The 22,058-nt window shown below is 45.3% G+C and carries 21 protein-coding genes; 5 read left to right on the plus strand and 16 right to left on the minus strand.

Going from position 1 to position 22,058, the window contains the following annotated elements:
* Nucleotides 1-115: 115 nt before the first annotated feature.
* Nucleotides 116-568, plus strand: coding sequence for a hypothetical protein (locus VLG36_00125; GenBank protein HSW77190.1), 453 nt, complete (start codon nt 116-118; stop codon nt 566-568).
* A 202-nt stretch (nt 569-770) separates the two neighbouring features.
* Here VLG36_00125 and polA read toward each other — a convergent pair whose 3' ends face one another.
* Nucleotides 771-3,326 carry a DNA polymerase I gene (gene polA, locus VLG36_00130; protein HSW77191.1) on the minus strand — a complete coding sequence of 852 codons (2,556 nt, stop codon included), beginning with the start codon at nt 3,324-3,326 and terminating at the stop codon, nt 771-773.
* A 21-nt stretch (nt 3,327-3,347) separates the two neighbouring features.
* Nucleotides 3,348-4,415, minus strand: a complete 1,068-nt coding sequence (locus VLG36_00135; protein ID HSW77192.1) for a polyprenyl synthetase family protein — start codon at nt 4,413-4,415, stop codon at nt 3,348-3,350.
* 122 nt (nt 4,416-4,537) lie between these two features.
* On the opposite strand from VLG36_00135, the gene VLG36_00140 reads away from it, so the two are divergent.
* Together VLG36_00140 and VLG36_00145 are read left to right on the plus strand one after the other, a co-directional pair.
* Complete coding sequence (locus VLG36_00140) at nt 4,538-5,083, plus strand: hypothetical protein (GenBank protein HSW77193.1); 546 nt, start codon at nt 4,538-4,540, stop codon at nt 5,081-5,083.
* Between the two features lie 34 nt (nt 5,084-5,117).
* On the plus strand, nt 5,118-5,696 hold the full coding sequence (locus VLG36_00145) for an AAA family ATPase (protein ID HSW77194.1): 579 nt from the start codon (nt 5,118-5,120) through the stop codon (nt 5,694-5,696).
* Between the two features lie 41 nt (nt 5,697-5,737).
* Here VLG36_00145 and rpoD read toward each other — a convergent pair whose 3' ends face one another.
* Both rpoD and dnaG read right to left on the minus strand, forming a co-directional pair.
* Nucleotides 5,738-6,748, minus strand: coding sequence for an RNA polymerase sigma factor RpoD (rpoD, locus tag VLG36_00150; protein HSW77195.1), 1,011 nt, complete (start codon nt 6,746-6,748; stop codon nt 5,738-5,740).
* Entirely contained in the window at nt 6,735-8,474 is a 1,740-nt protein-coding gene (gene dnaG, locus VLG36_00155; GenBank protein ID HSW77196.1) for a DNA primase, read from the minus strand. The genes rpoD and dnaG overlap by 14 nt, the downstream gene beginning before the upstream one ends.
* Nucleotides 8,475-8,580: 106 nt before the next feature.
* Here dnaG and VLG36_00160 point away from each other — a divergent pair, with 106 nt between their 5' ends.
* Nucleotides 8,581-9,225, plus strand: a complete 645-nt coding sequence (locus tag VLG36_00160; GenBank protein ID HSW77197.1) for a hypothetical protein — start codon at nt 8,581-8,583, stop codon at nt 9,223-9,225.
* Between the two features lie 3 nt (nt 9,226-9,228).
* On the opposite strand, the gene VLG36_00165 is transcribed toward VLG36_00160, so the two are convergent.
* Genes VLG36_00165 through VLG36_00185 form a run of 5 tightly spaced genes read right to left on the minus strand, consistent with a single transcriptional unit; the run spans nt 9,229 to nt 12,447 of the window.
* A complete protein-coding gene (locus VLG36_00165; GenBank protein ID HSW77198.1) occupies nt 9,229-9,567 on the minus strand; it encodes an MmcQ/YjbR family DNA-binding protein in 339 nt (112 codons plus the stop codon).
* 8 nt (nt 9,568-9,575) lie between these two features.
* Nucleotides 9,576-10,121 (minus strand): oligoribonuclease, encoded by a 546-nt coding sequence (orn, locus tag VLG36_00170; GenBank protein HSW77199.1) that lies wholly within the window; start codon nt 10,119-10,121, stop codon nt 9,576-9,578.
* A gap of 38 nt (nt 10,122-10,159) precedes the next feature.
* Nucleotides 10,160-10,552 carry a peptide-methionine (R)-S-oxide reductase MsrB gene (msrB, locus tag VLG36_00175; protein HSW77200.1) on the minus strand — a complete coding sequence of 131 codons (393 nt, stop codon included), beginning with the start codon at nt 10,550-10,552 and terminating at the stop codon, nt 10,160-10,162.
* A gap of 19 nt (nt 10,553-10,571) precedes the next feature.
* Nucleotides 10,572-12,260: an arginine--tRNA ligase gene (gene argS, locus VLG36_00180; GenBank protein ID HSW77201.1), complete on the minus strand. Its 1,689-nt coding sequence runs from the start codon at nt 12,258-12,260 to the stop codon at nt 10,572-10,574.
* 43 nt (nt 12,261-12,303) lie between these two features.
* Nucleotides 12,304-12,447: a hypothetical protein gene (locus VLG36_00185; GenBank protein HSW77202.1), complete on the minus strand. Its 144-nt coding sequence runs from the start codon at nt 12,445-12,447 to the stop codon at nt 12,304-12,306.
* 99 nt (nt 12,448-12,546) lie between these two features.
* Between VLG36_00185 and VLG36_00190 the strand changes: the two genes are divergently transcribed.
* Nucleotides 12,547-13,089: a prepilin-type N-terminal cleavage/methylation domain-containing protein gene (locus VLG36_00190; GenBank protein HSW77203.1), complete on the plus strand. Its 543-nt coding sequence runs from the start codon at nt 12,547-12,549 to the stop codon at nt 13,087-13,089.
* A gap of 63 nt (nt 13,090-13,152) precedes the next feature.
* On the opposite strand, the gene VLG36_00195 is transcribed toward VLG36_00190, so the two are convergent.
* From VLG36_00195 to VLG36_00225, 7 genes are all read right to left on the minus strand, one after another.
* Nucleotides 13,153-14,754 carry a CTP synthase gene (locus VLG36_00195; protein HSW77204.1) on the minus strand — a complete coding sequence of 534 codons (1,602 nt, stop codon included), beginning with the start codon at nt 14,752-14,754 and terminating at the stop codon, nt 13,153-13,155.
* A 60-nt stretch (nt 14,755-14,814) separates the two neighbouring features.
* Entirely contained in the window at nt 14,815-16,101 is a 1,287-nt protein-coding gene (locus tag VLG36_00200; GenBank protein HSW77205.1) for a hypothetical protein, read from the minus strand.
* A gap of 118 nt (nt 16,102-16,219) precedes the next feature.
* Nucleotides 16,220-17,527, minus strand: coding sequence for an Nramp family divalent metal transporter (locus VLG36_00205; protein ID HSW77206.1), 1,308 nt, complete (start codon nt 17,525-17,527; stop codon nt 16,220-16,222).
* Nucleotides 17,524-18,132 (minus strand): class IV adenylate cyclase, encoded by a 609-nt coding sequence (locus VLG36_00210; protein ID HSW77207.1) that lies wholly within the window; start codon nt 18,130-18,132, stop codon nt 17,524-17,526. Before VLG36_00210 ends, VLG36_00205 begins: the two co-directional genes overlap by 4 nt.
* A gap of 69 nt (nt 18,133-18,201) precedes the next feature.
* Nucleotides 18,202-19,194 (minus strand): ribonucleotide-diphosphate reductase subunit beta, encoded by a 993-nt coding sequence (locus VLG36_00215; protein ID HSW77208.1) that lies wholly within the window; start codon nt 19,192-19,194, stop codon nt 18,202-18,204.
* A gap of 15 nt (nt 19,195-19,209) precedes the next feature.
* Nucleotides 19,210-19,386, minus strand: coding sequence for a hypothetical protein (locus tag VLG36_00220; GenBank protein ID HSW77209.1), 177 nt, complete (start codon nt 19,384-19,386; stop codon nt 19,210-19,212).
* Between the two features lie 22 nt (nt 19,387-19,408).
* The gene (locus tag VLG36_00225; protein ID HSW77210.1) at nt 19,409-21,811 is read right to left on the minus strand and encodes a ribonucleoside-diphosphate reductase subunit alpha; all 2,403 of its coding nucleotides are present in this window, start codon (nt 21,809-21,811) and stop codon (nt 19,409-19,411) included.
* Nucleotides 21,812-22,058 lie beyond the last annotated feature (247 nt).

A 22,058-nucleotide genomic window follows, 5' to 3' on the forward strand; every position in this document is an offset into this window, starting at 1 on the left:
AATCTGTAAATATTATATAAAAGATAAGGTTTGGGCATGCACATTCGCACCAGGAGGTCCATCAATGCCTACGCCACCGTCTGCTCAACAGCTCCTCGACACGTTCCTACTCGGAATGACCTGGCTGCGCGAGGATAGGCCCGACATACTCGCCCGACCGGGGAGTAGTATCTTCTCGGCAATACGCCTGACCGGCGTCGTAAGTGAAGGTCAGCGTAAGCTTCTTGCCCGCAACACCCAGCTCATCACGCTGGCAATGCGACACGGCGAGATCATCAAGGGAACGAGGCGGCCGCCGAAGCGCCTGCTGGAACCACGCGTAGCCACCACTGACAAGTATCTACTGACTCTGGTTACCGATTCGAGTCTCCAGTTCGACAAGTTGTTCGGTAGTCGCGGCTATCAGCACATCATCACCGAGTCCGGCATGATCTACGCACGGCAGATCGCACCACAATATGCGGCCATCCTTGACCGCGCGAAGTTCAACCATGCGTGGGAGGTCTTCAAGACGCAGATGCGTGCTAAGAACGCGCATAACCGCAGAAGAAGGCGGGATCTCCGATAGGTGGCAGTCCCCCATCCGACGAAGAAGTGTCCATCCGCATCACGCGTGAAGCAAAATACGGTGAAGATGACTTCGAGTGGTGACGAAACCAAGACCGACTAGCTCTCCTTCGTGAAGATAGTCGGCCATTCCCGGCCTGAATTCATTTCTCAGGCCGGGAATGACCACTCAATGACCGCAAAACGGTCTTTTTTATTTAACTCTATAAAACTCCCCAATTTTTACCAGTCGTCACATCTACTTTTAGTTTGACTTTTAGCTCTGGGTAGATATTTTCCATCGTTGCCTTTAAAAGGTTAGCTACCTTTTCAGCGTTTGCCTCAGGACATTCAATTAAAATGCTATCGTGAATTTGCAGTACTTGCTGACCAAGATCACCTAGTTTTTCATCTACCTCTAACATCGCCATCTTCATGAGATCAGCCTCCGTCCCCTGAATCGGCATATTTGCTGCAGCGCGCTTGGCGCTCTCTCGCACCATAAAGTTACTACTATTAACATCTGGCGTGGGACGGCGGCGACCAAAGTATGTCTCGACGTAGCCTTCGTTTTTTGCTTTTTCAAGTGTGGCATCAATAAATTGACGGATCGGCGCTCGTAACAAAAAGTATTGATCAATAAACGTTTTTGCCTCAGTAAAACTCATACCAGTTGCCGCAGAAAGACCATGGGGGCTCATGCCATACAACACGCCAAAATTAATAACCTTAGCGGCGCGACGTTGGTTTTTCGTCACTTCTTCAAGTGGTATTCCATAAGCCTCGCTGGCCGTTTTAGTATGGATATCGGCACCGTCATTAAAGTCGTTGATCAACTTTTCATCGCCAGCAAGCACTGCGGCAAGGCGAAGTTCAAACTGAGAATAGTCGGCACTTACGAATACATTCCCCTGCTCCGGCACAAACGCTTCCCGAATGCGACGACCAAGATCACTTCTAACGGGAATATTCTGAAGATTCGGATTAGTACTAGAAAGCCGACCCGTACTTGCAACGTCCTGGTTAAAGGTTGTGTGGATTCGCCCGTTTTCGTCCGCAAGTAACGGGAGAGTATCTACATAGGTATTTTTGAGTTTAGCAAGCTCACGCGTACGTTCAATGAGTTCGATAATCGGGTGCTGGCCACGCAGCTTATCAAGCTCCTTCTGACCAGTGCTATAACCTGTCTTACCCTTTTTAATACCAGCAATCGGAAGTTGCAGCTTAGTAAATAGCACCTCGGAAAGCTGCGCCGGACTACCTATATTAAATTCATGACCAACCATCTCATACATCTGGCTTTCAAGCTCACTATGCTCCGAGGCAAGCTCTTCACTCATAGCAAGCAACAATGTTTTATTCACTTTAATACCCTGCTGCTCCATGCGATAAAGCATATAGGTAAGTGGAAAGTCGAGGTCGTGCGCAACGTTAGCTACCTTTGGCACGTCATCCAAACTTTTTAGCTGTGATTCGTAAATCGACCAAAGTGCGGCCATGGTCTGCGCAGCATCTGACTCGTTAATATCCGATGGAGAAAGACCACTAATTGAACGATCTCGCATAAGCGGATCGATCAAAAACGCTGCTTGGCGAATATCATGGATATCGCTAAAATGTAATTCTACTCCTTCATCGTGCGCGACATGATAGAAGGCCTTTATGTCGTAAGCAATCAGCTTAGTTTTTTCAAGCACGTGCCAAGATTCCAAGGTGATACTCGAGAAAGGACGACGCGAGAATGTCGTCTTATCGAGTGATAACCAAAGCTCACTGTCGTTATAATGAATAAAAACCGTATCATCATTACTACAGGTAAGTTCGACAGGCCACTCTACCTCTTTTAGCATAGGAACAACCGACGGCGACGTTTGCATATCAAACAGACTACTCTGTGCAGAGTCGTTATGCTGCATATGCTGAGGTAAACGACGCACTAATGAATGGAACTCGAATCGTTTTAATAAATCAGCAAGCTTAGCCGTATCAAGATCATGTGCGTCCATTGCTTCAAGATCTAAGTCAATGGGCGCATCACACCAAATACGAGCTACTTTTTTACTCAGATAAGCTGATTCCTTCCCTGCCTCGAGTTTTGCAGCAACACTTGGTTTCACCTTCTCGAGGTTTTCATAAATACCATCGAGTGTCTTAAACTCTTGCAAAAGCTGGATCGCAGTCTTTTCACCGATACCCGGAACACCAGGAATATTATCGCTATTGTCACCCTTTAGAGCCTTAAGATCGAGGAACTGATCAACGCTAATGCCGTATTTTTCTTCAAAATAGGCTGGCGAGTACTGTTCGATGTCAGTAAATCCTTTCTTAAGAGCATACACATGCACAAGCGGACCGACTAACTGAAGCATATCGAGGTCGCTAGTGATAAGGCAGGTTTCTATTCCTTGCTCGGTTGCCTTTTCAGCAAAACCACCCATAATGTCGTCGGCTTCGTAATCGTCTAGTTCGTAGAGTGGCCAGCTAAAGGCATCGAGCAGTTCGTTTAAGAGCGGCAACTGTACAAAAAAATCTTCAGGCGGTTTTTTACGACCGGCTTTATAGGTAGGCAACATTTCCAGTCGCTTGCGGATACTTGTTCCTTTTTTATCCCAGGCAACAGCAACATAATCAGGCTCGAGCTTTTTTATAACTTCAAGAGCCAGGCTGGCAAAACCGTAGACACCACCAGTCGGCGTCCCATCACGTAAGGACAGACCGGGCATTGCATAATAACCGCGATAAAAAACACTTTTACCGTCTATAACAACCAGACGTTTCATATCTTTAGTATATCAGTTTTACTAGGATTTACGGTTGACTAGGTAGTCAGCCAGCTGTGCTAAGTACTGAATGAAAGCGGTGTCGGTTTTTTTATCACCGTCAAGTACTGCCAGAGCAGCCTTTTCATGTACAATCTGCCGCTCTTTTGCATAATCTAATGCACCCGTTACTTCAAAGATATGGCGAACACCATCACAATCCTCAATGGTGGCGTTTTCATTCCCTAAGACCGACTCAAGCGTAGCTCTCTGCAAACTATCACCATGGTGTAACGCATAGTATGCCAGAAGCGTTATTTTACCTTCGCGAATATCATCATTATTCCCCTTACCCGTTTCACCCGTCGCACCGAATGAACCAATAATATCATCGGCAATTTGATACGCACATCCCGCATGAATAGCGTAATCATACAGATTTTTCGTTACTCCGATGGCGCCCGCAAGCTGTGCACCGAGTTCAATCGGACTTAAAAACGTATAATGTGCCGTTTTACGGTGCAGTACCGACTCGATAGCCTCTTCACTGAGCTCGCTCCGCGTTACCTCATTAAAGACATCGTCCAGTTGACCGTTAATAGTAACCAGAACATTTTCATTAAACTGCTCACCTGCACGTCTCGCAATCGCTGCATCTACCGGCAGTGTCAAAAGCTCGATAATTGCCTGTGGAGGACCAGAATATGCAACATTCATCGCTTGAACCTCGCCATAGCGAAGTGCGTTACCCTTAAGATTATGCTCTTTTGCGTACGTTTCGAGTAGGATATGTGCCGATGGGCCACCTCGACGAAGTCGTGAACGATCGGCGATATCGTCAACAATAAGAAGAGATGTTTGAATAATTTCAAAAACACGGGCCGCACCAAGTGCCACGACATCGTCCTTGCCGCCATGTGCGTAATAACTTCGCATCGCAAGCACGCCGCGCAGTCTTTTACCACCACGCAGGAGTACGTCGCAATATGCATCGATAGGCGCTCTGTTGCCAATTGTTTTATTTTGTTTCCACCGTTCTGCAAATTCCTGCAGGTCGGCGCTAATCGCCACCGCTAGTTCACTATCTGTAGCTAAGGATAAATGTTTCACCGTCCTAGTATAGACGTATTCTTTCTTTTGTTGAAATGATTTTACGCGTACAAAAACATCATAGTTGTATTTACAGCAGTTATGCTATAATCTAAATTCTGTCACTTACATAAGGAGTACGCGTGAACATATTGCTTATCACTGGCGAAAGCGGCGTTGGTAAAACAGCCATCGGCCTTGCTGTCAGTAAACAACTCCGCGCCACCTTTTTACGAAGTCGGGATATTGCCCGCTTTCTCGCTCATCGCGAAGGTTTTACAGGCGCACACGACTGGATCAAAGCCCTGGGTCTTAAGACGGCTGCCGAAGCTGTCCATAATGAAATACTTGCTGCAGTCGATAACGCTCAATCGGATGCGCTTATTGTCATCGATGGCGTCTACGACACACAGCTTTTGACAAAGATTGAGGAACGAGTTGGGAAAGATTCGATGCATATTGTTGAGATTACCGTTCCTAAAGATAAACGCCTCGATCACACTGACACCTCAGACCCAGATGAAACGAGTGCGATCCAACAAGAGATGGAGTTCTTAGACGGTCTTAAAAAGAGTGCTGGCCTATACGGCGTTACTAATAAGGCTGAGCTTGTCGTTGAGAACCTTCATATGGATTCGTCAATCGAAGTTATCACCGCCTTCCTCGCAAAGCATGCATCAGAGGTATAGGTAGCAGTCAGACTCTTTGATATACTAAGGGTCGATGAAACACTACGAAAATGTTAAGATTATCGCCTTTGTCGGCCTTGCTGGCAGTGGTAAAAGTACAGCAGTTGAGTACCTAACCGAAAAAGGTTACCCAAAAGTTTATTTTGGTGGCGTCATCTATGACGCGATGCGCGAAGAAGGAATCGAAATCACTCCAGAAAGCCAAACGAAATTCCGCGAAGATATTCGCGCTAAAGAGGGTAACGACTTTGTAGTTAAGCGGATTATTAAGCAAATTCACGAGCTTGTCGAAGCCGGTCAGCATCGTATTATCGCCGACGGTCTTTATACCTGGAGCGAATACAAAATTATGAAACATGAGTTTCCGGGTGAGCTTACAACCGTTGCTGTTGTTGCGCCACGACACCTACGTCATCGTCGGCTCGCTGAACGACCTGAACGACCGTTCAGTGCTACCGAAGCCGATCAACGAGATTGGACGGAAATTGAAAACCTTGAAAAGGGTGGGCCCATTGCTATCGCCGACCATTTTATTATGAACGACGGGGATCTCGATAACCTCCATAAACAGCTCAATAACGTTTGCGAAGATATCGAATTTTACAACCAATAAAAAACTCCGCCGGTAGGCGGAGTTTTTTATATCATCACTTCTTAACTCAGGTATTCGTGCAACTTCTTGGCATCTTTGTGCTTACGAAGCTTGGCGAGCGCCTTAGCTTCAATTTGACGAATACGCTCACGAGTAACCGCGAACTCCTGCCCTACTTCTTCTAGCGTGTGGCTTTTACCGTTTTCAAGACCAAAGCGCATCTTAACGATTTTTTGTTCACGCTCTGAAAGAGTTGAAAGTACTGCTTGAACCTGCTCCTTCAAGAGTTGACTAGTTGCAGACTCTTCTGGTGTTGCACCATCTTCATCTTCAATAAAGTCACCCAAGACACTGTCTTCGTCTTCGCCATCTCGCCCAACACCAGCATCGAGGCTAGTAATATCTTGCTTGATTTTGATGACATACTCTACTTTTTCAGGCTCCATCTCAAGCTCTTTTGCTAGCTCTTCGATAGTTGGCTCGCGGTTGAGCTCTTGAGTCATACGACGCTGCGTGCGGAGCAGCTTATTGATCGTCTCTACCATGTGTACTGGAATACGAATAGTACGCGCTTGATCGGCAATAGCACGAGTAATCGCCTGACGGATCCACCAGGTAGCATAGGTGCTAAACTTGAATCCCTTGTCCGGGTCGAATTTTTCGACGGCGCGAAGGAGACCGGTGTTACCCTCTTGAATCAAATCAAGAAAATCAAGACCACGGCCACTATAGCGCTTGGCAATGGACACTACTAGACGCATGTTAGCCTCAGCCATTTTATCCTTTGCACGCTTGTCACCGGCAACCACTTTTTTTGCCAATGCCAGTTCTTCTTCTGCAGAAAGTAGAGGAATTTTACCAATTTCACGGAGGTAAAGTCGTACGCTGTCATCACTGACGTCGTCGAAGTACTCGCCGCTGTTTAGCGTATCGATATCATCTTCTTCTTCATCTACCAGTTCATCAATGGCCGGTTCATCTAGATCACCGAGCGGACCGCCGCTGGCATCAACAACCTGGTCGTCATCCTCTTCATCAACAATTGGCTTCGTTACATCGCTATCTTTGACCACGCTTTATCTCCTTTATAAGTTCATAATGTTGCCTGCGCAAGCGTTCCACTTCAGCCACAAGGCCATCATGTTCCGCTTGTTCAATTTGCTGTTCGAGTTGGTTTTTTTCGTGTTCGGTTTTATATTGGCGGAGCAGTTTGGCTATTTCTAAATATTGGTCGCTTTCGTTCCAATTGCCATATCGTTTCTCGGCCCGTAATAATATTATTTTCACATAGTCATCGAAGTTTTGCAACTCCTTTGGCGTATCGGTCACCGGTGTTCGCTCCGGACTAGCAAGATACCGGGCTACCACTTGTGAAGCGTCAGCACCCAAAATAGAGACGTCCAACCCTTCAAACAGATCATGCGAACGTGGTACACCGAGTGCCAAACCAAGTACTGTATCAATATGATCATATACCGGCGCCGCGTTTTCAGAGTGATCAACGACAGACTTTAGCTCGCTCACTTCTCTTTTACCGCCCGCAGCCAGCTTCGCCTGAACCGCCTCAAGTGATGAACCGACCATACGGGCAATCTTTTTTTCATAGTGATCGCGCTCAACTGGGTCCGAAAGACCCCTCACCACGTTAAGACCAGCTGTCGTGAACGCTCGTTTGCCACTTGCTGTTGTGATGTCTTCACGGTGAGAATACTGGTCTAAAATCCAATCAACTGCAGGTTGTGCCGTATCAATCGCCTGTTGCCAAAGCGATGGATCTTTCTGAATAAGCTCGTCCGGATCTTTTGCGTCACCAGGTAACGTAATAATGGTCAGTTCTATTCCAGCTTCGCTGGCGATAGGAATGGCACGTTCAGTCGCCGCGACGCCCGCTTTATCACCATCAAATGCCAGACGTACGTTACCAGTGAGCCGCCTAAGAGCACGCAAGTGGTTTTCGGTCATAGCCGTCCCTGCTGTGGCAACCACCTGCTTAACACCTGCTTGGTGACTACTGACAACATCTAGATTACCTTCAACAATAACCGCGTAGTCACTGGTGCGAATAGCTTCCTTTGCTTGAGATAATCCAAACACGTGACGTCCTTTGTCATATAGAAGTGTTTGCGGCGTATTAAGGTATTTAGGTGCGTTAGGATCGTCTGCTAGAATGCGGGCCGTAAACCCAATTACTTGTCCCGTTCCATCCATTAGCGGTACAGTCATACGACCACGAAACATATCACCACCAAACCGATTGGTAAGACCAGCATCAGCAAGTTCCTGGCGGCTAAAACCTTTTTTAGTTAAAAACTGCACCAACGCATCACCTGTTGTTGGCGCGTAGCCAATTTTAAATTCCTGAACAATCTCTTTTGAGAGACCTCGTTTCTTAAACACATATTCGAGTGCATGTCGGTTCTTCAGCAAGCTATGTTGATAGTAATTTGCTGCTAAGTCATGCGCTTCTTGCAGCCGTTTTTTACGCCGCGAAAGCTCACGACTATCTTTAGACTCGAACTGGCTAAGGTCAACGCCAGCTTTTCGAGCGAGGTGCTCAAGTGCCTGGCGAAAATCCATTCCTTCAGCCTCCATGACAAAACTAAAGATGTCGCCACCCTTATTTGAGGAAAAATCATGCCAAATATGCTTGTCGGGACTCACAAAAAAACTTGGAGTTTTCTCACCAGAGAACGGACTTAGACCTTTGAAGTTACGCCCAGCCCGTTTAAGCTGAACGTACTCACCAACGACGTCTTCGATATTAAGACGCGCCCGTACTTCTTCCTTGGCATCCTGCATACTTTAATTATACCATCTTTACCCCTGTTTATAAGAGAGGTCGGGCACGCATTTAAACCGTTAGCTTATTGCCCGCCTGAGCTGGGCATGGTTTAATAAAGATACAATGTATCCGGATCAAAATCAGCAGCAACCAAATCAACCATCACCAACCCCACAGCCACAATATTCTATTGACTACCTTAATCAGATTGCGCCGAAGTCACAAAAAAATGGGCTTAGTAATCGATTATTTCTTATGATAGCGATAGGCGGCGGGCTTTTAGCGGTTATTATCGGTGCGTTTATGCTGTTCGGAGGTGGTGGTGGCCCCACTACTGACATGCAGCATCTTACCGCCCGGATAGAATCACTCAGCACAGTTGCCACGACCGCGCAAAAGAACATCAAGAGCAACTCACTAAGTGGTACGAACAGTAACCTAGTCATCTTCTTTACCAATGCTGACCGCGACATCGCCACACCACTAAAAAACAATGGTCTCGATATTAAAAAGCTCGATAAAACCATCGTCACATCAGAGGCAGAGACCGACTTAAGCGCCAAACTTGAGGATGCTCGGCTCAATGCCGTATTTGACCGAACCTATGCGCGTGAGATGAGCTACCAACTTGCCACCGTTCAGGCACTCATGAAAAAGATTTATAATTCAACAAACAGCAAATCGATGAAAGACTATCTTTCATCAACCAACACCAATCTCATCCCTCTCGTTAAACAGTTTAACGATTTCAGTGCAACAAGCGCTTAGCGGCTAATCCTTTGCGACAAGATCGTAACTTAAACGAACGAGATCTTTAATCTCATCATCGGATAACTGACCACTGCAAATAATTGTGTTCCAGTGTTTCTTATTCAAATGATAACCTGGTATGACGGTTTCATATTTTTCACGTAGTACCAGTGCGAGCTGAGGGTCGCACTTCAAACTAACACGAAGTGGCTTGCTGTTATCAGTAATGATTGCGAAAAGCTTACCTTCTCCTGTTTCTTTATGGCCTATTTTATAGACAGACGTTCCCTCGCCAAAGGGAAAATCAAGCCAGGTATTAGGAAAGCTAAGCAGATATTGTTCTAATTCTTTGTGTGTCATAGGAGGAGCTACTTAGCGTGTACTTTCGTCAGGTAGTATTTTAGTTCTTCAATACTGCCACGGATATCATCGAGAGCACGGTGTGTCTGAGGCTTAGGGAATTTTTTACCATACTTACCTTCAAATACAACCTTCCAGGCGCTCACGTCGAGCATGCGATAATGAAGTCTCGAGTCTAAACGTGGCCACTGACTTACGATAAAACGACGGTCCATATGAATCGAATTACCAGCAAGCAAAACTGGTTCATCTTCTTTATAGTGCTCGCCAATGAACTTTAGAAGCTCTTCCTCTATATCTAAAAGATCTCTACCGTGTGTATTTTGCGCCAGTAGACCTTTTTTAGATTCGGGATTAGCATCCCAAAAAACGCTGTTGGCCGCAAGGCGTTCCTCAAGACTTAGATCTTCATTCTTTACAATTCCCTGATACGTTGCAATTTCGTGAAAATCCCAATCCGTTGCAATAGCCGCGACCTCAAGGATAAGATCGTTATTCGCGTCAAGACCTGTCATTTCCAGGTCTACCCAAAAGATTTTTGCTTGCTTACTCATGCTTCTACTATATACTCCCCGTACCTCTCCGCCAAACTTTAGCGTTTATCAGGCGTAAACTTGAGGCTAAGCGAGTTAATACAATATCGTTTGTCGGTCGGCGTGTCAAAACCTTCGCCTTCAAATATATGGCCTAGGTGACTGCCGCAATTTGAGCAAGTAACCTCCGTCCGACTCATTCCGAGCGTGTCGTCAGTATGAAACTTCACGCTGCCTGGCTTTGCATCGTAAAAGCTTGGCCAGCCGCACTGCGCATCAAACTTAGTCTTACTATCAAACAAAACTTGACCGCACGCACCGCAGGCATATATGCCATCAGCATATAGTCCATCGTATTCACCACTAAATGGCGCTTCAGTGTTTTTTTCTCGAAGTACGGCAAATTGCTCCGGCGTTAAAACCTCTCGCCACTCCTTGTCTGTTTTGTGCATGAGCCCCCTTTTTTAAATGTTACATTTTTTCAGGCACTTCGATGCCAAGTATATCCAGCCCTTGAGTAAATACATGACTCACTCTTTTAAGCACGTCTAGACGTGCGGATTTTTGCAAATCCGTCACGCTACCCGTTGCAACTGGCGTTTGTTCATAATAACGGTTCAGTTCACGTGCAAGTTCATACAGGTATGTTGCGATTTTGTGAGGTTCAAGATCACGAGCGCTTAGACGGACAATCTCTGGATATTCCAGTAATTTTGCAAGTACTGTTTTTTCGGCCTCATAATCATAGTCCAGCTGAGGACTCGTTTCAATCATCTTGTTGTCATCGATGATTTTGTTTACACGTACGGCGGCATACTGAATATATGGTCCGCTAAAACCAGTCAATGCAAAAATATTTTTCCAGTCGAACAAGATGTTAGTTCGTCGGTCAGCTGCAAAATCGCTAAATTTAATAGCACCGAGCGCAATCTTCTTTATGTCCTCTTCGCTAACGTCGCGATCACTTACAAGCTGGCGAGCCTTTTCCTCTGCAGTATCTAGCAACTCCTCCATAAGCACTACACCTTTGCGACTACTCATCTTTTCGCGCATACCGTCCTCGTTGATTTGATCAATCATACCAAACCATAGATGAATGAGCTCCGTCTTTATACCAAGTTTTTTGGCCATGGCAAATAACTGTGTAAAGTAGAACTGCTGCTCACTGCCTACCGCATAAATAACCCGGTCGGGATGCCAGTGTTCTTCGCGGAATAAAATCGTCGCAAGATCAGTTGTTGCGTACAAAGCAGCACCATTGGACTTTTGGACCAAAAGTGGCACATCAAAACCAAATTCATCAAGCGGCACAATGATAGAACCGTCGTCGTTTTTAATTGCAACACCAGAATCTATCAACGTTCGCACTGCATCTTTCCCCTTGGGTGCAAAAAATGCTTCGCCGTATTCGTAATCGGTCGTTATTTTAAGCCGATCCATAATTTCATGAATATGGGCCAAAGAAATGTCGTTGAAGCGCCTGCTATACGCCTTTGCCTGCTTATCGTCGTTTTCAAGTTTAATGAGCCATTCCTGCACTTGGTCAGCTAGTAGATGCTCACCGCGCTCTTTCTCTTCTTTTAGGGCTTTTTTGGTCTCTATATAAACACGACCCAGTTCGTAGACACCGTCACGGGCCAGCTCTTCTTCGCTACTAAACTTTAAAAAGCCAACTACCCATGTACCAAATGGCGCACCGTAGTCGCCCAGATGGTTATCGGTAATCACCTTCCAGCCAGTAGTCTCCATGAGTCGACGAACAGCCCAGCCCTGATTACCCGGACGGAGATGCCCGATACTATATGGCTTAGCCATGTTCTGGCTCGGGTATTCTACAACAACCGTCTTGCCAGCACCATCGTTATTCGCTCCGTATTCAGTAGACCAGCTGTTCTGAAGCGCATCGGCGAGAGACCGTGCAGTAACACGCATATTTATAAAGCCAGGCCCCGCAATCGTGATTTCAGAGAAATCACCTGTTTCACGTAGCTTAGCGGTAATAGCCTCGGCTATTACGCGTGGATTTTTACCGAGAGGTTTTGCAAGTTGCATAGCAACATTCGTTGCATAGTCGCCAAACTGAGAGTCTGGGCGAGTAAGGGTGACTGGTTGAGTCACACCAAAAAGTTCATTAATAACATGAGAAATTTTTGTATCCATCACCCTGTATTATAACAGAGGCAAAAAGATAGACACAATTTAGTTATTCGTCGGTCTGTTCGTCTTCAACTGGCGCAAACACGGTAGTTGTTGAAACCGGACTAATTCCCCTAATTGTATGTAGGAGTACACGTAGGGTGTCCATATCGTCGCTTGTGATTTCAGGTGTTTTTTCGTCTTCGATCATGTTTTTATTTGCCTTTTATCCTACTTAAACATTAGCACTTTTAAGGACTAATGTCAAGTCCATACAAAACAACCCGCTCATGGTGGTATAGTGAATAGTATGAAAAGAACCACAAGCGGTTTCACTGTTGTTGAACTGCTTATCGTTATCATTGTCATCGCCTTACTAGCTGCTATTACGATCGTAGCTTATAACGGCTTTCAGGACCGTGCCAGAGCAGCAGTAGTTTCCGATGACCTAAAGAATATTGAGAAAGGCCTGCGTGCTTATGCCTCTGAGAAGCAATGGGCATCGTGGCCTCGAGATAATGCTATCGATCCAAATGTTCCCGGTGGTAGTCCTACTATTCAGAACCTCGTTGCAGATCTCCCAGGACTCTCTACCTATTTAACTGCCGCCCCATCGACAAGTTATTTGCCTACTTCGGCGTGGACATATGACTATAGCGGCGATACAAAATCGAGCTGCGGCACACTATACAATGGTACAAACCTCATTATCACCGGCGTTACCCAGGCAGTCGCAAGCAATGTCGATACGCAAATAGACGATGGCGACAATAACTGTGGCCGTATTCGCTATGATTCAAGCGCCTTAAAGCTTTTCTACTCGCTTAGCTATACTAATGACCTAAGTCTCTAGACCTATGCTAATAGGAATGTCGACAAGCTTATCGACATTCCTATATTTGTTCTAAGTTTGACGCTACTGCTTCTTTTTAGCTGCTGCGATCAAACCCAAAAAAAGCGGATGTGGTCGAGTAGGACGACTTCTAAATTCGGGGTGAGCTTGCGTAGCAACAAAATAATCATTAGCTGGCGCCTCTATAAACTCTACAAGTTTGCCATCAGGAGAGTAGCCACTAACTGAAACGCCACCTTTCTCAATATCCTGCATAAATTTCTGGTTCACCTCATAGCGATGGCGGTGCCGTTCGATAATGTCGAGGGAGTTATATAACCCGGCAATTTTCGAACCTTCCACAAGTCGGGCTGGATAATTTCCAAGACGCAAGGTACCTCCGGTTGATTCCTTCCCTTCTTGACCCTCCATAATATAAACGACATTCTGTTTAGTGTCATTAAATTCATTGCTATGTGCGTCTTTAAGACCACTTTTCTGTGCAGCGGCAATGACTGCCGTCTGAAGGCCAAGACAGATGCCAAGGTATGGTTTGTTATGGTCAAGAGCATAGCGCGCAGCGGCAATCTTACCCTCAACGCCACGCGAACCAAAGCCACCTGGCACCAACAGTGCATCTACCTGCGAGAAATCATCCTCGGTTGCCTTCTCGGCATTAATCCACTGAATTTTAAGACCCACTTCTTGGTCCCACGCAGCCGATTTGAGCGCCTCCGTTACAGAAAGATACGTGTCCTCATTATCCATATATTTAGCTACGAGACCAACCGTTACGGTTTGTTCTGGCTTACTAGTTTGTGCATGAACAATTTTTTCCCACGATGAAAAATCAGGTGTCGAATGAAGCCCAGAGAAGTTCGTAAGCATCTTGTTTAAACCGTTAGCGGCGATAATGAGAGGAATACGAAAAACGGTATCTACATTTGGCATAAGCTGCACGTTTTCCTCTGGAACGCCACCGAATAGACTGATTTTTTTGGCAACGCTAACAGGAGCTGGTTCGTCAGTACGCACTACGACACAATCCGGAACAATACCAAAACCGCGGAGATCATTTAGTGCATTTTGAGCTGGTTTGGTTTTAAACTCCTTGCTCGTGCCAATAAACGGTACGTACACCACGTGCACGAACAAACATTTATCACGACCTACCTTTTGGGCAAACTCACGAATTGCCTCAATATAGCTGAGCCCTTCATAGTCCCCCACCGTGCCACCTATTTCCACAATGTGGACATCACTGCCTTCACCTGCTTTTAAAATAGCACGCTGGATAGCCTGTGTAAGATGCGGCACGAGTTGTACTGTCTTCCCACCAAATTTTCCAGCGCGTTCGTCGGCAATAAGTTCTGATAATAATCGGCCCGAAAGTGTGGCGTTTTTTTGCGTTAGTTCTATATCCAAAAAACGTTCGTAATGGCCTAAGTCGAGATCCGTTTCGGCACCATCTTTAGTAACAAAACACTCTCCGTGCTCCGCAGGATTCAAAAGGCCCGCATCTACATTGAGATACGGGTCACACTTTTGAATTGAAACGACAGCACCTTTTGCTTGCAGTACGGCACCTATGCTAGCAGCGGTAATGCCCTTTCCTACCCCCGAGAGTACACCCCCAGTTACAAAAATATATTTTTCTTTTCGCCCATGAATTAATGAATTCTCCATGGGATTTCATTATAGCACATTTATTCATCATAACGCTATATGTAGCGTCTATGTTGTTTATTATACGCTACTTATGGTATGTGTAGACGATCCCTTTGGGTAAATGAACAACGGTTGATCGGCCATTTCCCAACTAGTCAAGACGGGTTGTAAAACACGCCAACTTTCCAAAACTTCATCTCCAGACGTAAAGAGACTCTTTTTAGTGGCGATGGCATCCACGAGTACTTGCTCATAGGCATCAGGCAAGATATCGTCTTCTGCGTACGAAAAATTGAGCTTCTGTCGTTCAAACTTGCGTTCGTAACCAGGTTTCTTTGTAAAGAGCTCAATCTCGATTCCTTCGTCCGGCTGAATCCTAAATACAAGGCAGTTGCTCTGCGCATCGTGAAACTTGCGAAAGAACACTCGTACTTCGGTACTTTTTTTGTTCATCGCTTTTCCGGTAGTGAGGATGAGAGGAACGTTCTTCCACTTTCTATCACTTGAAGCAAGATGCAACGATACAAATGTCTCGGTGAGACTTCCATGATTATCAACCTCATGTTGGTAGCCCTCGTACTGAGCGCGCACCGCCTGACGTGGATCGGCGGAAATTATACTTTTTAAGGCCGATAACCGTTGTTCAGGCATGGTATTCCAATCAAAATTAGCCGGAATATCCATAAGCACAAGTGACAGTAATTGCATCAGATGACCTTGCAAAAAGTCACGCAATGCTCCCGTCTGTTCGTAAAAACTAGCGCGTCCTTCTATGCCTATTTTCTCGAGAGCGACTACCTCGATCTTCTCAATCGCATCGCCATTCCATACGTGGCCAAATAACGCATTACCTCCTCTAAAAGCAACGATGTTCTGTGCCATTTCCTTAGCAAGGTAATGATCAATCCTGTAAATCTGTGTCTCATTAAAATACTGTGCCGTACGCGAAATTACATCACGCGCGGAGGTTAAATCAACTCCAAACGGTTTTTCAAATAATAATTTAACGTTCGGTGTGTTTATTCCAGCCTGTCCAAGAAAGTCGACAATTTGTCCCGCTGCAGTAGGTGGAACTGAGAGGTAAATTAAGAGCTGCTCATCATTGTTTAGTGAGATCCGCTCTTTAAGCCTGTCGTAATCGACTTTACGGGCCATATCCATAGTAAACACAGTGATGTATGGCTCGAGTACACTATCGTCCAGAGATGATCGTAATAATTCAGTGACATTAACCTCGCGACGCGAAACGCCAATAATTTCCAGTGGTTTTGCCACCCCGGCACGAATAATAGAGCTGAGTGCAGGAAGGAGTTTACGAGTACTAAGGTCTCCCGTAATACCAAAGATCAGAAGTTTGGTTTTCATATATCTATTATAGCCCGGTTTGCTTAAGAAGTACGGTATATTGAAGAGCCCACCATCCTCACCAATAAAGATAATCAAGGGAAGAAGAGGTACGCACGGCCCGTGCAAGACTTCTCAACTACTGCACCCCTGCTACTATATAGACGATAAGCCAGCTATTTAGACAAATAATAACTCCAGCAATAACTCCAATAACCATTTTTAGCCAAGTCCGATTTGCAAACTGACCCATATGTTTTTTACTGCTCGTTACATAGATAAGCGGCAAAACGGCAAACGGAAGCTGTAAACTCAGAACAATCTGACTAAAGATAAGAAGGCGTGAAAGCCCAGAGCCTCCAAACAATAGAGCAATAGCGACTGCCGGTATAATAGCAAGCGAACGTGTAATAAGCCGTCTGATCCATGGCTTCAGTTTTATATTCATAAAGCCTTCAAGGATAATTTGTCCCGCCAGTGTAGCGGTTACTGTAGAGTTCTGTCCGGAAGCAAGAAGAGCAACGCCAAATAACACGCTCGCTATACCCACGCCTAATAGCGGAGTGAGTAGCCGATATGCCTGGTCTATGTCTGCGATGTCATGGTGTCCTGTAGTAAAGAAGGCGGCGGCTGCAAGAATAAGAATGGCCGCGTTTACAAAAAAGGCTAACGAGAGTGCAATAGATGAGTCGATTGTTGCAAACTTTATCGCTTCTTTTTTGCCCTTTTTATGCAGCTCGTGGGCACGAGTTTGTACGACCGCAGAGTGTAAATAGAGATTATGTGGCATGACAGTTGCACCAAGAATTCCCACGGCAATGAAAAGCATTTCTTTGTTAGTAAAAAGCTCACGGACCGGTATAAAGCCCATCATAAGAGGTGCTATTTGTGGCTGAGAAAAGATAAGTTCAAGTCCGAAACAAATAACCACAATGGCAATGAGCGCAATAACCAGCGCCTCTAGCCAGCGGAAGCCTTTCTTTTGAAGAAATAATAGCAGTAACACGTCCAGCCCCGTTACAACAATGCCTATAGGAAGTGGAACATGAAAAAGTAGTTCAAGTGCAATGGCCGTTCCGATAACTTCGGCCAAGTCGCAGGCAATGATCATTATTTCGGCCATTATCCATAGCAGGACGTTCGTCCAGTAAGGAAAGAGCTTACGACAAATCTGCGCTAGATCCATGCCTGTCACTATCCCCAGCTTGACCGTCAGGTGCTGAAGAAACATCGCGAACCCACTCGAAAGTAATATGACAGAGAGTAATGAATAACCAAATGCGGAGCCGCCGGCAAGGTCAGTTGCCCAGTTTCCTGGATCCATATAGCCCACTGCCACCAAATAGCCTGGACCAGTAAACGCGAGTAGTTTACGAATAAACGACGCGTTTGACGGTGGTATGGAAATAGAGCGATGAACTTCGCTTAAACTCTGAAGCGCACTCATTTTTCTCCCATTCTAGGAGAAAAATCATGCGGAAGAGGCGCACCAAAGTGTACTTCAGGGAGATCGATAACACCGCGAATACCGTTTTTAAATGCATATTCACGCTCATATAGAGCATCGACATGTCCAAAAATGACAGTATCCCACGAAAGACCAAGTTTTTGCGCTACGCCACGTATAACCTGTTCACTTTCGCCCTCAATTTCGATATACGGCTTAAGCCATGGCCACTCATCAATAACTACCTCTGTACCGTCGAGCATCCAGGTCTCACGCCTACTCTCCTGAAATGTTTTGTAGTGCCAACCGGCCTCTGAGAAAATCTCAACTGTTTTATCAAAGTCGCTCACTTCTACCTCGAGCTCCTTAACACTATCTATTGCCGAGGCGGCGGTGTCCGCTCTCCGTTTAAATGTCAGCGTAACTTTGTTTCCCTCATCGCGCACGCGAATAAAAGAATGCTCTTTTTCGTGGTGAGGTTCCTCAATTAGGGCGCGTTTCATAAGGCGCATTGGATGTTCACACACGGCACTCACTTCTTTAAGTGCGTGCCGAATAGCCTCGATGTCGATATCTGCAAACTTGACTTCTATCTCTGTTTTCATGCAATCTCCTTGAGGGCAAAACGGACATGGCTAGTACGCCACGCCCGCTTTGTAAATTATGTGTTCGTCTTATTTACTCTTTGTATCGCCAGCGTTTACTTCGTAGCTAGTATTGGTGCTTTCGAAAAAGTTCACAAGTTCCAGTGTATCGTTAGCGGTAGCCATCCACTTAGCTGGGTTTGAGACCTTGTAGTGCGCATCAAAACCAAGCTCTTCAAGACGGCGGTCAGCCAGATATTTAACGTACTGGTTAATGTAGTCAGCATTAAGACCCAAGATGCCATTTGGTAGAAGGTCTTTATTGTACTGCTCTTCCATATCCACACCATCTAGGATCATCTGTTTGATTTCATCCGCAAACTCCTCCGTTTGAAGATCTTCATTTTCTTCGAGTACGGTTAAGATGAGATTGATACCAAACTTAAGGTGTAGACTCTCGTCGCGAACTACCCAGTCAATTAAACTTCCAAAGTTACGCAACAGGTTTCGCTGACGGAAGCTGAGCGCAACCATGAAACCGCTATAAAACCAAATACCTTCAAGAATAATATTGTAGGCAATAAGGTTTCGGATGAAATCCTTTTTACCTTCAGTTGTGGTAATATCGAGTGTTTGCTCGGTCATACGTTTGATGTATTTTGTCTCAAACTCCTCTTTACGAGCCATGCTTGGCGTTTCGACGTGAGCAGCGTAAGCTTTGTCACGATCGATCGGGAATGTCTCAAGCACATACTCGAAGCTCATACAGTGATTCGCCTCTTCCCACATTTGCTTTGCAAGATATAGATGGCATTCAGCAGCGTTAACATATGGATAAACACCAAAAGCAAGAGCTTTATTTACGAGCAACTCGTTTGGATTGAAGTAGCTCATAAGGAACTCGAGTGCATGACGCTCTTCGTCACTCATTTTTTTCCAGTCGGCGAGGTCCTGACCAAGCTGGATCTCATTTGGAAACCATGTATTAGCAACGGCCTGATTATAGAGGTCGTATGCCCATTGGTAGTTGATTGGCTTAAGGAGCAACCCGTCCTGAATTCCTGAACCTAAAATCTTTGACATAGAGTATTCTCCTTTTTACTGACAGCCTTCACACATGAGAAAATCTTGCGGATCAATCGGAGCAGCCATTTGACCACTCTGTTCAGCCTCTTCGTTAGCTTGATCTTGAGCCGCTTGCATTGCAGCATCGATTGCAGCTAGTTTTTCTTCAAGTGTCATTTCGTCATTGATGATTGTGCTTGCGTTTGCCATGGTGTTATTCCCCCCTTTTTTTCTAAACTGTTTGCTTGGCTTTAGTGAAACCGAAACCGGCTTTGCGTTGACCGCCACCGAGAGTTTCTGCCTTATTTACTTTAACGGTACTTTGTTCTGCCTGATGACGTGGTTTTACGTGCAGGTAGTAGGTTGTCTTAAGGCCTTTTTTCCAGGCCGAGCTGTAAATATCTACATACTCATCAATATCACGTGTCTCAAGGTACATATTGCGGCTAATTGCTTGGTCAACCCATTTTTGTGCACGCGCCGCAACTTCGATAAAGGCATACGGACTAAGTTGGAAACTAGTTTTGTATACATCTTTTACTCGCTGTGGAATCTGTTCAATCTGTTGGACGTCTCCCTGCAAGCGAAGCACGTCTTCTTTAACATTATCCCAAAGACCAAGTTCTTTTAGGTCACGTACGAGATTGACGTTTACCTCGAGGAACTTACCGTTAAGAGTTGATCGAGAGAAGATTTGAGCGAATTGTGGATCAAGGCCAGGAGTCGTGCCGGCAATATGTGCAATGTTAGCCGTTGGCGCGATAGCCATCAACGTGGCGTTGCGCATACCCTTTTTGACCTTAATACGAAGCTTGTCCCAGTCAAGACGAGATTTGCGGTTAACCTCTACTTTAACCTTACGGTCTTCTGCCAATTTATCGAGTGTATCGAATGGCAGAATACCTTGACTCCAACCACTTCCCTTGAATGTTGGGTAAGTACCGCGGGTTTTAGACATATCTGCCGACTCATCAATTGCTTGGTAGCTAATGAACTCTGCTAACTGGTCCATCAGGTCATAAGCCTCTTCAGACTCATAACTGTAGCCCAGTTTTTCGATTACGTCAGTAAAGCCCATCATACCGAGGCCAAGTGCGCGGTTTTGTGTGTTGGAACGCATTGCCTCTGGAATTGGCGTGTTGGTAATATCTACCAAGTTATCGAGTTGGCGGATGGCACTACGCGTGCTTGCCTCAAGACGCTCCCAGTCCCATGTTTTATCCTCTTTAAGGTGTGCAGCAAGGTTAATGCTCACAAGGTTACAGACAGCAGTATTATCCTGGTCTTGCGGTAAGGTAATTTCCGTACATAGGTTTGAAAGATGGATCGTACTCGTATTGTTGTTGAGAGCACGAACATTGATTGTGTCCTTCCAGGTAAGCCAAGGATGACTTGTTGCCTGAAGCGTAATAAGTATCTGACGGAATTGTTCGCGGGCCTTTGTCTTATTAAACTCACGCATCTCGCCTTTTTCAGCCTTTTTAATGTACTCTTTGTAACGAGCTGAAAATTCTTCACCGTAAAGTTCAGGTAAATCTGCGACTTCAGCCGGATCAAACAGATACCAGTCTTGGTCTTTTTGCACGCGCTTCATAAACTCATCACTTATAAATACTGCTGTGTTCGCTAGACGCGTACGAAGATATGGATCACCCGAGTTCTGCTTAAGATCCAGGAATTGTGGAAAGTTAAGATGCCAGTTTTCCATATATAATGCAGCTGCGCCAGCCTTCTTGCCTTTTCGCGATACAGCAAATAGGGCCGTGTCGATCATTTTCATGAATGGAATAGGGCCAGTCGACTCGGTATTGGTTGTTTTTACCGGGCTGCCGGCAGCACGAAGCTTATTAAGACTAATACCGATACCACCAGTACCCTTGGCAATCCACATAACGTCTCGTACGCCTTTTGCGATGGATTCCATATCGTCTTGAACTTCCAAAAGAAAACAGTTGGACAGCTGTGGAAAAGAACCACCAGCGTTTACACGAGTACTACCACCAGGAACGTAATCGAGGTTACTCATGTGACGGTAAAAATCAATCGCTGCCTCAGTTGGGTTCTCCTCATTAAAACTCAGACCCATAGCAATACGCATATGAGTAAACTGTGGAACTTCAATCGGAGCGCCGCTTTGTTTACGAAGCGCATAGCGGTTCTTATTAGTAACAACCCCGAGATACTTACTAAGATGATCGCGTGAAGGATCGAGTGCTTTCGAGAGTTTTTTAAGATCAAATATCTTCCCGTTCATACGCTCATCAAGAAGGCCATCAGAAATACCCTGCTTAATATATTCTGGGAATTTTTGTTCGTGAAGCTTCTTCAGCTCTTTTTCGTCAACATAATCACCTAGAATGTTTTTGTAGATATTTTTTAAAAGGAGACGTGCAGCAATCTTATCAAAATCTGGATCATCCTTAACATTCTGAAGCGCTGTATGAATAACTGCTTCATCAAGCTGCTCACTCGTAATACCATCGAAGAGCGTTAACTGAAGTTCGGTCGCAACCTGAACAACCTTTTGAATTTGATCTGGAAGACCCTCGCTGGCTTTTACCAATGCGAGATTGATCTTATTAGCGTCAAATGGTTCGCGGGTGCCATCGCGTTTTACCACATGAATTTCGCTCATCCCTAATCCCCTGCTACTTTTATTATTTATATTTCTGCCCTCACACCCCGTCTCTCAGGGTGCAAGAAAGATACCGCCCGTAGCGTTAACGTTACCCTCCTTGCTAAATGTGTGTTTTTATTGAACTACTACATATATAGTGTCTGAATATGACTATAGACGCTATATAGCCGGTTTTCAAGCATATTTTGTGAGTTTTAATTACCACATGCGACCTAACACTTTATAGCGTTCTGTTTGTTATTTA

It is taken from the genome of Candidatus Chromulinivoraceae bacterium, assembly GCA_035478595.1.
GTDB lineage: Bacteria > Patescibacteriota > Saccharimonadia > Saccharimonadales > Saccharimonadaceae > CAMLKC01.

Coding starts and splice junctions, on each gene's coding strand:
- VLG36_00185 (HSW77202.1), bottom strand. CDS start 12,447: ATGATCGAAGACGAAAAAACACCTGAAATCACAAGCGACGATATGGAC.
- VLG36_00190 (HSW77203.1), top strand. CDS start 12,547: ATGAAAAGAACCACAAGCGGTTTCACTGTTGTTGAACTGCTTATCGTT.
- VLG36_00210 (HSW77207.1), bottom strand. CDS start 18,132: ATGAAAACAGAGATAGAAGTCAAGTTTGCAGATATCGACATCGAGGCT.
- argS (HSW77201.1), bottom strand. CDS start 12,260: ATGGATACAAAAATTTCTCATGTTATTAATGAACTTTTTGGTGTGACT.
- VLG36_00220 (HSW77209.1), bottom strand. CDS start 19,386: ATGGCAAACGCAAGCACAATCATCAATGACGAAATGACACTTGAAGAA.
- orn (HSW77199.1), bottom strand. CDS start 10,121: ATGAGTAAGCAAGCAAAAATCTTTTGGGTAGACCTGGAAATGACAGGT.
- VLG36_00195 (HSW77204.1), bottom strand. CDS start 14,754: ATGGAGAATTCATTAATTCATGGGCGAAAAGAAAAATATATTTTTGTA.
- VLG36_00215 (HSW77208.1), bottom strand. CDS start 19,194: ATGTCAAAGATTTTAGGTTCAGGAATTCAGGACGGGTTGCTCCTTAAG.
- VLG36_00205 (HSW77206.1), bottom strand. CDS start 17,527: ATGAGTGCGCTTCAGAGTTTAAGCGAAGTTCATCGCTCTATTTCCATA.
- VLG36_00125 (HSW77190.1), top strand. CDS start 116: ATGACCTGGCTGCGCGAGGATAGGCCCGACATACTCGCCCGACCGGGG.
- polA (HSW77191.1), bottom strand. CDS start 3,326: ATGAAACGTCTGGTTGTTATAGACGGTAAAAGTGTTTTTTATCGCGGT.
- msrB (HSW77200.1), bottom strand. CDS start 10,552: ATGCACAAAACAGACAAGGAGTGGCGAGAGGTTTTAACGCCGGAGCAA.
- dnaG (HSW77196.1), bottom strand. CDS start 8,474: ATGCAGGATGCCAAGGAAGAAGTACGGGCGCGTCTTAATATCGAAGAC.
- VLG36_00145 (HSW77194.1), top strand. CDS start 5,118: ATGAAACACTACGAAAATGTTAAGATTATCGCCTTTGTCGGCCTTGCT.
- VLG36_00165 (HSW77198.1), bottom strand. CDS start 9,567: ATGACACACAAAGAATTAGAACAATATCTGCTTAGCTTTCCTAATACC.
- VLG36_00225 (HSW77210.1), bottom strand. CDS start 21,811: ATGAGCGAAATTCATGTGGTAAAACGCGATGGCACCCGCGAACCATTT.
- VLG36_00200 (HSW77205.1), bottom strand. CDS start 16,101: ATGAAAACCAAACTTCTGATCTTTGGTATTACGGGAGACCTTAGTACT.
- VLG36_00160 (HSW77197.1), top strand. CDS start 8,581: ATGTATCCGGATCAAAATCAGCAGCAACCAAATCAACCATCACCAACC.